Source organism: Nocardia sp. NPDC047654, from assembly GCF_043205035.1.
Classification (GTDB): domain Bacteria; phylum Actinomycetota; class Actinomycetes; order Mycobacteriales; family Mycobacteriaceae; genus Nocardia.
The window spans coordinates 293470-302531 of sequence record NZ_JBIDDF010000005.1 but is presented as its reverse complement, the minus strand read 5'-3'; the positions used below and the strand labels follow the sequence as shown (position 1 = coordinate 302531).

Genomic DNA, 9062 nt, shown 5'->3' with positions numbered 1-9062 from the left:
GGCCCGGCTCACATTCGCCGCGCCCGCGACTGATCACCGGTCGACGGGACAACCGCCGACCACATCGAACCGCGTGCGCGATATCCAAAGCCGCGCACCCACGCGCCCAGCGCACCCCAACTCCCGGTTTCGAGCGAAGCGAGACCGAGCATGTTCCGTTCGCGGCCCGGCTCACATTCGCCGCGCCCGCGACTGATCACCGGTCGACGGGACAACCGCCGACCACATCGAACCGCGTGCGCGATATCCAAAGCCGCGCATCCACGCGCCCAGCGCACCCCAACTCCCGGTTCCGAGCGAAGCGAGACCGAGCATGTTCCGTTCGCGGCCCGGCTCGCGTTCGCGCGGCCGTCGCGTACGCGACGAAGGAGCAAGCGGCGGTCGCGCGAACGCGAGCCACAAGGGGGCCGCGAACACGCCGCGCGAAGGCGCGGCAAATCAAACACAGCTATGGTGACGATCATGCTTGCCGAACAGGCCGCCGAGGCGATCGCCGAACGTACGGGAGTGTCACGCCACCGGGTCGCGGTGGTGCTGGGGTCCGGCTGGCAGGACGCGGCCGCGGAGATCGGGGCGCCGCGGGCGTCGGTGCCGATGCCGGAGCTGCCCGGTTTCGGAACGCCTACCGCGCAAGGCCATGTCGGCGTGCTCCATTCCGTTCGGGTGGACGACAACGACGTGCTGCTGCTGATGGGCCGCCAGCATCTCTACGAGGGGTATCAGCCCGCCGATGTGGTGCATCCGGTGTCGGCGGCAGTGGCGGCGGGCGCGGAGATCGTGGTGCTGACCAATGCCGCTGGCGGTATCCGGGCCGGTCTCCGGGTCGGTGAGCCGGTGCTGATCAGCGACCATCTCAACTTGACCGGTCGCACACCGCTGGCAGGCGCGACTTTCGTCGACCTGGTCGACGCCTGGGATCCGGAGTTGCGGGCGCTGGCCAGGGAGATCGATCCGAGCCTGACCGAGGGCGTCTACGCGGGCCTCACGGGACCGCAGTACGAGACGCCCGCCGAGATCCGGATGCTGCGCACCATCGGCGCGGATCTGGTCGGCATGTCCACGGTGCTGGAAGCCATCGCCTGCCGCGCGCTCGGTGCGCGCCTGCTCGGTATCTCGCTGGTCACCAACCTGGCCGCCGGCGTCACCGGCGCGCATCTGTCCCATGCCGAGGTGCTCGCCGAAGGCCATGCCGCGGCTCCGCGCCTCGGCAAACTGCTGCGCGGCGTGCTGGAACGGGTGTAAATGCTGCGCTTCGGCACGGCGGGTCTGCGCGGGCCGCTGCGCGAGGGCCCGGACGGCATGAACGTCACCACCGTGAGCAGGGCGACCGCGGGAATCGTGGCGTGGCTGCGCGACCGCTGTCTCGGCGGCGGCACGGTGGTCGTCGGCCGCGACGCCAGACACGGTTCCGCCGAGTTCGCGACGGCGACCGCGGAGATCTTCGCCGCGGCGGGCTTTCCGGTGACGTTACTGCCGCGTCCGCTGCCCACGCCGGTGGTCGCGTACGCGGTGCGTGAGCTGGGCGCGGTCGCGGGCGTGCAGATCACCGCCTCGCACAACCCGGCCACCGACAACGGCTACAAGGTCTATCTGGACGGCGGGTCACAGCTGATCGCCCCGGCCGACGCCGAGATCGAGCGCTGTATCGAGGCGGTGGCCGAGCCGATCGACCGCGTGGCGGTCGTCCCCGCCGACGACGACGTGGTCCAGCGGTATATCCGCCGCGTTGCCGAAATACCCTCCTGGATCGGTGGGCCGGGCGAGCGGGCCGGTATCCGGATCGCCCTCACTCCGCTGCACGGCGTCGGCGGTGACCTCGCCGTCGAAGCGCTGCGCGCGGCGGGTTTTCCCGACGTCCATGTGGTCGAGGAGCAGTTCGCACCGGACCCCGACTTCCCCACCGTCGCGTTCCCGAACCCCGAGGAACCCGGCGCGGCCGATCTACTGCTCGCGACGGCGGCCCGGGTCGGCGCCGACGTGGCGATCGCACTGGACCCCGACGCGGATCGGTGCGCGGTGGGCGTCCCGTGGCCGGACGGCACCTGGCGGATGCTGCGCGGCGACGAGACCGGCGTGCTCCTGGGTGACTGTGTACTGCGCACCGCCCCGGATGATGCGCTGGTGGCGACGACGATCGTGTCCTCGCGGCTGCTGTCGAAGCTGGCTCCCGCGCGCGGCGGACGCTACGCGGAAACACTCACCGGATTCAAGTGGCTGGCCCGCGCGGGCGACGGCTTGGTCTACGCCTACGAGGAGGCGATCGGCCACTGCGTCGACCCGGCGGCGGTCCGCGACAAGGACGGTATCTCCGCCGCTGTCCTGGTGGCCGACCTGGTGGCCCGGTTGAAGGCCGCTGGTCGCGGCCTGAACGACGAACTCGACGACTACGCGGTCGAATTCGGCCTGCACGCGGGCGACCAGGTGTCGCTGCGGCTCGGCTCGGCCACCGACGCGGCCGCCGTGGTCGAGCGATTGCGGGCCGACCCGCCGCGCGAGATCGCGGGCGAGCCGGTCGAATACACCGATCAGCTTCGGGTCCGGGGCCGGATGCGGACCGACGCGCTGATCTTCGAGGGTGTTTCGTCCCGCGTGGTCGTCCGCCCTTCCGGTACCGAGCCGAAGCTCAAGTGCTACCTGGAGGTGGTCGAACCGGTGGGCTCGCGCGCCGGTCTTCCGGCCGCGCGAGCCGCTGCCCGCGAACGCCTTTCGGCATTGCGCGACTTCTGCCGGACCTTCTGACCGCGGCCCGGCGGGGGTTCAGCGCGGGCCGAATTGCCGGTCGCCCGCGTCGCCGAGACCGGGCACGATGTAGGCGTTCTCGTTCAGTCCGGAGTCGACCACGGCGGTCACCAGCCGTACCGGCAGTCCCGAGTCCGCCAGTGTCGCAATCCCTTCCGGTGCGGCGACGACGCACACGGCGGTGATGTCGGTGGCGCCGCGGGCCGTGAGCAGCTGCAAGGTGTGCCGCATCGAGCCGCCCGTGGCCAGCATCGGGTCGAGTACGAAGACCGGCAGGCCGGCGAGATCGGCGGGCAGCGACTCCATGTAGGGCACCGGCAGGTGGGTGTCCTCGTCGCGAGCGAGCCCGACGAACCCGATTCTGGCGTCGGGGATCAGCTCGGCGGCCGCGTCGATCATGCCGAGCCCGGCGCGCAGCACCGGAACCAGCAGCGGCGGACGGGCCAGCCGGATGCCTTCGGTGGGAGCGACCGGCGTGGTGATCTCGAAGCGCTCGACCTCCGCGTCCCGCAGCGCCTCGTAGATCAGGATGCCGGTCAGATCACGCAGTGCGGCACGGAAAGCCGGATTGGCCGTTCGCTCGTCCCGCATCGTGGTGAGCAGGGCGGCGACGAGTGGATGGTCCACGGTGAGGGTGCGCATGAGGGAACGATAAAGTCGGTCACGGGTGCGCCGCCGGATGCCACCGGACTTTTTTTCCGAAGCGGCGGAACCGAACCGGAACAGCGCGCGTCGAACCAAGTGGATGACGTACTCTGCCTGGGAACAACAGATGGGGGAAGCTCTGATGCGGAAGATGTCGGCGGACACCGAAGGCATTGCGGCCTACGGCGCGACCGCTCACGTCATGGCGGGTGAGATGGCGGCGGCCGGGGTGAGCGCCGCGGCGGCGGAGCCCGCGCTGCTGGGCCCGATCATGGGACTGATCGGCGGTGACTTCATGGCGGCCTACGCCGCGGCGCACGCCGGGCACGTCGCGGCGATCGGCCAGCTCTCAGCAGTGCTGACCAGCATGGGTGGCGCTGCCACCGGCGCGGCGGCCGTCCTCACCGAGACCGACGCCACCCACGCGAGCGCGCTGCGAAACGCGGCCACCGAGGTGGAGTGAGCCTGTGATCGATGTCAACGCACTGGCGCAACCGATCCTGGACCTGCTCGCCAGCTTCGGCAGCGGTGTGCTGCCCGCGGGCGGTCCCACCGACGCGCTGCGCAGCACCTCGTCCGTGGTCGACCAGATCCACCAGATGGGCCGCGACAGCATCAACGGAATGAACGCCGCGTGGGACGGCCGGGCGGCCGACGCGGCCACCGCCAAGGCGCTACGCGTGCAGACCTCCGCGGCCACCATTTCCGATCGTGGCAACGAGATGGCGACGGTCGTGAACCAGGCCGCGGGCGAGGTCGAGACGGGCCAGAAGGATCTCACCGACATCGCGCAGTCCTTCGTGAACACCGCGGCGAGCATGGGGCCGGTCCTGGCGACGCCGGAAGGTCTGACGGTGCTCGTCGGCTCCGCGATCGACCATCTCAACCAGGCCCTCAACGTCGTCGGCCGGGTCCAGAACGAATTGCAGACGCACACCGCGTCGATGAACGACCTCACCCCGCCGCCGACCACCCCGGCACTGGCCGGTGTCCCCGCCGCGGGCGTGCAGCAAGCCGCGTCCGCCGCGTCCGGCGTGCTCAACGGGGCGGGCTCGCTTCTGAGCACCGCGATGGCCACACCGCTGCAGTCGCAGTCCTCACGCGGTTCCCGTGGCACGCCCGGCACGACGGGCACCCCCAAACCGGACACCGGTTCGTCGGGCACGCCCGACGACGGCAAGGGCGTGAAGATCACGCTGCCCGACGGCAGCGTGGTGGAGGCGCCCAACGAACAGGCCGCTACGGCGGTGCGGTCGGCGATCGGCGCCGTGGGCACGCCCTATGTCTGGGGCGGCAACAGCCCGGGCGCGGGATTGGATTGCAGCGGGCTCACCAAGTACGCCTATGGCGAGGCGGGCGTCGACCTGCCCCGGCTCGCGTGCGACCAGGGCAACGGGGCCACACCGGTGTCTGCCGGTGATCTGATGCCCGGCGACCTCGCGATCTGGGACGGCCACGTGGCCATGGTGATCGGGAACGGCCAGTTGGTCGAGGCGGGTGACCCGGTCCAGATCAGCTCGATTCGAACGGAGAACTCAGGCATGGACTTCTACGGTTTCTACAGGCCGACGGCATGACCCGACCCCCGGTTCCCAACGTCACGGTGGCGTCCAGCAGCAACCGGTCGGGCACCATCTCGGTGCGCGCGACCGATCAGGGCATGCCGGTCGAGATCAAGTTCGAGCGCAGCGAATACCGTTACGGCGCACAATCGCTCGCCAACGAGATCCTGCGGCTCACCCAGCGTTCCGCCATCGCGGCTCGGGCGCGGCGGCGCGAACTGCTCGCCGAGTCGGGCATGCCGTCGGACATCCTCGACCGGCTCGGTCTGCCCACCCGCCAGCAGGCGGTGGACGAGCTGGACCGGATCGACGACGCGGACACGGGACCGACGACCTGGATGAGGCCGGTATGAGTGCGGAAATGGACGCCCTTGTCGCGGCGGCCACCCAAAAACTGGAGGCGCTGGAAGCCGCGCTGTACGGGTTGAAGCAGGTGCGCGGGCGGTGGACCTCCGAGGACGGCGCGGTGAGCGTCGAGGTGAACAGCGACGGCGCACTGGTCGGCCTGACCTTGGCGGAATCGGTCACATCGCTGCCGCCGGCCGAGGTCGGGCAGTTGATCGTCTGGGCTTGCAGACAGGCCGCCGAGGACGCCGGAGCGCAGCGATCCAAGGTCGTTGCGACACTGAACGAGTCATTCGTCCCCGCCGCGCAGCCGCCCGCGGGCACGAATGGGGGCGGGCCGGATAGTGCCTGACGCGGAAGGTCGATAGGCTTCCGCACATGGCTTCTGGAGACATCGTCCCGATCGAGCTCGGCCTGACCGACGGCGATCTCGTCACCCTGTGGGCACCGCGTTGGCGAGACGGTGACGACGAGTGGGAGGCGTTCCTCGGTCACGAGGACGCCCTCTACGGTTTCGAGTCCGTGGCGGAGCTGGCCGCCTTCATCCGCACCAACGCCGACAACGACCTCGTGGACCATCCGGCCTGGAAGGTCGTCGCGGGTCTCTCGGCGGTCGAACTGGAACCGGAGGAGAACTTCACCTTCGATCTGGTCGCGGTGCCGGAGCTGGCGGCGGGCGAACCCGACGTCGACAGCGTCGCCGAGCTGGAGGACACCCTCGGCATGGTGCGCAACATCGGCGAGGTGTGCGAACTCGAGACGGTCACCAAATTCTTCGGTTCCCACCCGGTGCTGGGCGCGCTGCCCGGCGGCGTGAGCGCGTTCGTCGGTCGCGACGGCGAGGAGCTGTGGGACCAGATCGGCGCCGCCATCGCCAAGGGCTGGGACGACGTCCTGGACGCCATCGACTCCGTCGTGCAGACGCCCGAGGTCGACGCCGAGGCGGTCGCGGTCGCCGAGGCCGAACTGCTGGCCGCCGAGGAGAACGTGGTCGACGCCGACGACGCCGCCGACAGCGACGAGGAGGAGGAGTTCGAGCCCGTCGACCTCGACGCGGAAGAGGACGACGACGAAGACGAGGACGAAGACGAATCGTTCTGGCACGAGGTCGGCATCGACCCGGTCAAGATCGTCACGTCCGAAGGCAGCGTCTTCACCCTGCGCTGTTACCTCGACGACGAGCCGATCTTCCTCGGTTCCAGGGGCTCGATCACGGTGTTCTCGTCCGAGCGCGCGCTGGCCCGCTACCTCGCCGACGACCACGAGCACGACTTGGCCCGCGTGAGCACCTTCACCGACGTGCAGACCGCGGCGGTGGACGGCTCACTGGAGGTCGAGGTGACCGACGAGAACGTCTATGTGCTGCCCGGCTTGGCCGAGGACTTGGCCGAAGGCCCCGAGGCGGTCGACATCGAACAGCTCGATCTGGCGGTAGAGCTGTTCACCGACGCCGCCGACTACGCCGACGACGACACGGTGGAGCAGGCCCTGGCCCAGTCCACCCCGCTCGGCTGGTACGTCTCCTACCTGCTGAACCCCGACCCCACCCGGTTGGCGCCCAACCCGCCGTTCACCGCGGAGGCCCAGGCCTGGCGCGAACTGGAACGCAACCTGGAGTCCCGGCTCGACAAGCAGTAACTAGGGCAGCCGGATCCAGACCTGCTCGGCCTGTCCGAGCAGGCGTTCGTCTGCGCCGTAGACCGCGGTCGAGGCCCAGCATTTGCGTCCCTGCTCGCGGTGGAACTCGCCCACGACGACGCAGCGCTCATCGACGTCGGGGATGTCGTGCACGGTGGCGGTCATCGAGCCGAGCAGAGCGGGACGTTCCAGCATGCCGGGTAGCGACCAACCGCCGGGGCAGTCCATCGCGGCCCACAGCAGCGGCGGCCCCAGCGGCACGGTGTCGTCGGGTATCCATGGCGCGGCCACTCGGTGCTCGTCGACCCGGCCGGGTTCGATACGCAGCCCGTCCGCCCGGCCACTGCCGCAGACGAAGCAGGACGCGAAGATCTCGATGCTGGTGTAGCTGCGTGCTGCCTCGGTCGCGTCGGCGAAGGGGATACGCCCCGGGGCGTCGCGTTCGAGTTCGCCGCTCTTGGACTCGGCGATCAGCGTGTCACCGTCGTAGAGCCGTTCGGCCCGCACGTCGAGGGGCGTCTCCAGCGGCGGTGGGCTGCGCAGGATGACGGTGACCGTCCGCTCGTCGCGCTGGGCGGCGAGCAGACCGGCCACGTAGCCACCGTTGCCGGAGTCGGGTGGTCCGTTGAACCGGCGGGATATGCGCAGGATCGCCATATCGCCACGCTAGCGAACCGGTAGCCGGGCGGGCGCCGAACCTCGCGGCCGACGCTGTCTCGTGCCCGTAGGACGCGTGCCGCCCCTAGCCGATGAGCACCGCGTATCCGGGTTTGATGATGTCGTCGATGATCCGCAGCCGCTCGGGGAACGGGATGAACGCCGACTTCATGGCGTTGATGGTGAATCGTTCCAGATCACTCCAGCCGTAACCGAACGTCTCGACGAGCTTGAGCATCTCCTGGCTCATGCTGGTGTCGCTCATCAGCCGGTTGTCGGTGTTCACCGTGACGCGGAAGCGCAGGCGGGCCAACAGGTCGAACGGGTGCTTGTCCAGCGAGGGCACGGCACCGGTCTGCACGTTCGACGACGGACACAGCTCCAGCGGGATGCGCATGTCCCGGACATAGTTGGCGACCAGCCCGAGCTCTGCGTCCTCGACCGCGCCGGGCACGCTGATGTCGTCGGTGATTCGCACGCCATGGCCCAGCCGGTCGCAGCCGCAGAACGCGAGCGCCTCGTGAATCGACGGCAGGCCGAAGGCCTCGCCCGCGTGGATGGTGAAGTGCGCGCTGTTGGCACGCATGTACTCGAACGCGTCGAGGTGCCTGCTCGGCGGGTAACCGGCTTCCGCGCCCGCGATGTCGAAGCCGCCCACTCCGCGATCGCGGAAGCGCACCGTCAGTTCCGCGATCTCCCGCGAGCGCGCCGCGTGCCGCATCGCGGTGAGCAGGCAGGTCACCACGATCGGATGTCCGCGCTCCGCGGCCGCCACCTCGCCCTCGCGGAATCCGGCCAGCGTGTGCTCGACCACCTCGTCCAAGGTCAGCCCGCGCTCCAAGTGCTGCTCGGGCGCGAAGCGCACCTCCGCGTAGACGACGCCGTCGGCGGCGAGATCCTCGGCGCATTCCCGGGCGACCCGGCGCAGCCCCTCCGGGGTCTGCATCACGGCGACGGTGTGCGCGAAAGTCTCCAGGTAGCGTTCCAGCGATCCGCTGTCGGCGGCGTCGCGGAACCAGGCCGCCAGCGACGCCTCGTCGGTGGCGGGTAGGTCCTCGTAGCCGCTGTGCGCGGCGAGTTCGAGCACCGTCGCGGGCCGCAAGCCACCGTCGAGGTGATCGTGCAGCAGCGCTTTCGGCGCTTGGCGGATCGAGGCGAGAGTCAGAGGCATCGGTCCAGTCATGTATCGACGGTAGCCGCAGCGCGCCGAAACGGCAGCCGAGTCCGGCCGTGGCAACCATCTCGTTGCCCGCCGGATGCGGACCGGACCACGACCGGACACCGCTCGGTTCGCCGCGCACATGCTGTGCGATGCGACTTCCACCCTCGCACTTGCGTCCGGCCCGGCGGCACGCTCGTGGTCCGGCAGCGCAGCCGGGCCAGAGTCCGCAGTGCCGGCGGTGCGCGCACAGGTTGCGGCTGCTGCGGGTGGCGGCGCTGGGCAGTGCGGTCGGTGCGCGCCAGGTGCCGCCGCTG

10 protein-coding genes are annotated in these 9062 nt (G+C 70.1%); 7 read left to right on the top strand and 3 right to left on the bottom strand.

Going from position 1 to position 9062, the window contains the following annotated elements; genetic code table 11:
• Positions 1-462 precede the first annotated feature (462 nt).
• Together ACGF7Y_RS18385 and ACGF7Y_RS18380 are read left to right on the top strand one after the other, a co-directional pair.
• Positions 463-1242: a purine-nucleoside phosphorylase gene (locus tag ACGF7Y_RS18385; protein WP_357044980.1), complete on the top strand. Its 780-nt coding sequence runs from the start codon at positions 463-465 to the stop codon at positions 1240-1242.
• Entirely contained in the window at positions 1243-2739 is a 1497-nt protein-coding gene (locus ACGF7Y_RS18380) for a phospho-sugar mutase (protein ID WP_393235132.1), read from the top strand.
• An 18-nt stretch (positions 2740-2757) separates the two neighbouring features.
• Here ACGF7Y_RS18380 and upp read toward each other — a convergent pair whose 3' ends face one another.
• A complete protein-coding gene (gene upp, locus ACGF7Y_RS18375) occupies positions 2758-3381 on the bottom strand; it encodes a uracil phosphoribosyltransferase (protein WP_062971143.1) in 624 nt (207 codons plus the stop codon).
• Between the two features lie 130 nt (positions 3382-3511).
• Here upp and ACGF7Y_RS18370 point away from each other — a divergent pair, with 130 nt between their 5' ends.
• Genes ACGF7Y_RS18370 through ACGF7Y_RS18350 form a run of 5 tightly spaced genes read left to right on the top strand, consistent with a single transcriptional unit; the run spans position 3512 to position 6929 of the window.
• A complete protein-coding gene (locus tag ACGF7Y_RS18370; RefSeq protein WP_393235130.1) occupies positions 3512-3847 on the top strand; it encodes a hypothetical protein in 336 nt (111 codons plus the stop codon).
• 4 nt (positions 3848-3851) lie between these two features.
• Positions 3852-4961: a C40 family peptidase gene (locus ACGF7Y_RS18365; RefSeq protein ID WP_062971145.1), complete on the top strand. Its 1110-nt coding sequence runs from the start codon at positions 3852-3854 to the stop codon at positions 4959-4961.
• A complete protein-coding gene (locus ACGF7Y_RS18360; protein ID WP_062971147.1) occupies positions 4958-5299 on the top strand; it encodes a hypothetical protein in 342 nt (113 codons plus the stop codon). The genes ACGF7Y_RS18365 and ACGF7Y_RS18360 overlap by 4 nt, the downstream gene beginning before the upstream one ends.
• Positions 5296-5643, top strand: a complete 348-nt coding sequence (locus ACGF7Y_RS18355; RefSeq protein WP_393235126.1) for a YbaB/EbfC family nucleoid-associated protein — start codon at positions 5296-5298, stop codon at positions 5641-5643. Before ACGF7Y_RS18360 ends, ACGF7Y_RS18355 begins: the two co-directional genes overlap by 4 nt.
• Positions 5644-5669: 26 nt before the next feature.
• Complete coding sequence (locus ACGF7Y_RS18350) at positions 5670-6929, top strand: primosomal protein (protein WP_393235123.1); 1260 nt, start codon at positions 5670-5672, stop codon at positions 6927-6929.
• Here ACGF7Y_RS18350 and ACGF7Y_RS18345 read toward each other — a convergent pair whose 3' ends face one another.
• Together ACGF7Y_RS18345 and ACGF7Y_RS18340 are read right to left on the bottom strand one after the other, a co-directional pair.
• Entirely contained in the window at positions 6930-7586 is a 657-nt protein-coding gene (locus ACGF7Y_RS18345) for a hypothetical protein (protein WP_393235120.1), read from the bottom strand.
• 85 nt (positions 7587-7671) lie between these two features.
• Positions 7672-8769 carry an adenosine deaminase gene (locus ACGF7Y_RS18340; protein ID WP_357132373.1) on the bottom strand — a complete coding sequence of 366 codons (1098 nt, stop codon included), beginning with the start codon at positions 8767-8769 and terminating at the stop codon, positions 7672-7674.
• Positions 8770-9062: the final 293 nt, after the last annotated feature.

Excerpts from the sequence above, each read along its gene's own strand:
- ACGF7Y_RS18370 (WP_393235130.1), top strand. The coding sequence starts at position 3,512 with ATGGGGGAAGCTCTGATGCGGAAGATGTCGGCGGACACCGAAGGCATT.
- ACGF7Y_RS18360 (WP_062971147.1), top strand. The coding sequence starts at position 4,958 with ATGACCCGACCCCCGGTTCCCAACGTCACGGTGGCGTCCAGCAGCAAC.
- ACGF7Y_RS18340 (WP_357132373.1), bottom strand. The coding sequence starts at position 8,769 with ATGACTGGACCGATGCCTCTGACTCTCGCCTCGATCCGCCAAGCGCCG.
- ACGF7Y_RS18350 (WP_393235123.1), top strand. The coding sequence starts at position 5,670 with ATGGCTTCTGGAGACATCGTCCCGATCGAGCTCGGCCTGACCGACGGC.
- ACGF7Y_RS18355 (WP_393235126.1), top strand. The coding sequence starts at position 5,296 with ATGAGTGCGGAAATGGACGCCCTTGTCGCGGCGGCCACCCAAAAACTG.
- upp (WP_062971143.1), bottom strand. The coding sequence starts at position 3,381 with ATGCGCACCCTCACCGTGGACCATCCACTCGTCGCCGCCCTGCTCACC.
- ACGF7Y_RS18385 (WP_357044980.1), top strand. The coding sequence starts at position 463 with ATGCTTGCCGAACAGGCCGCCGAGGCGATCGCCGAACGTACGGGAGTG.
- ACGF7Y_RS18345 (WP_393235120.1), bottom strand. The coding sequence starts at position 7,586 with ATGGCGATCCTGCGCATATCCCGCCGGTTCAACGGACCACCCGACTCC.
- ACGF7Y_RS18380 (WP_393235132.1), top strand. The coding sequence starts at position 1,243 with ATGCTGCGCTTCGGCACGGCGGGTCTGCGCGGGCCGCTGCGCGAGGGC.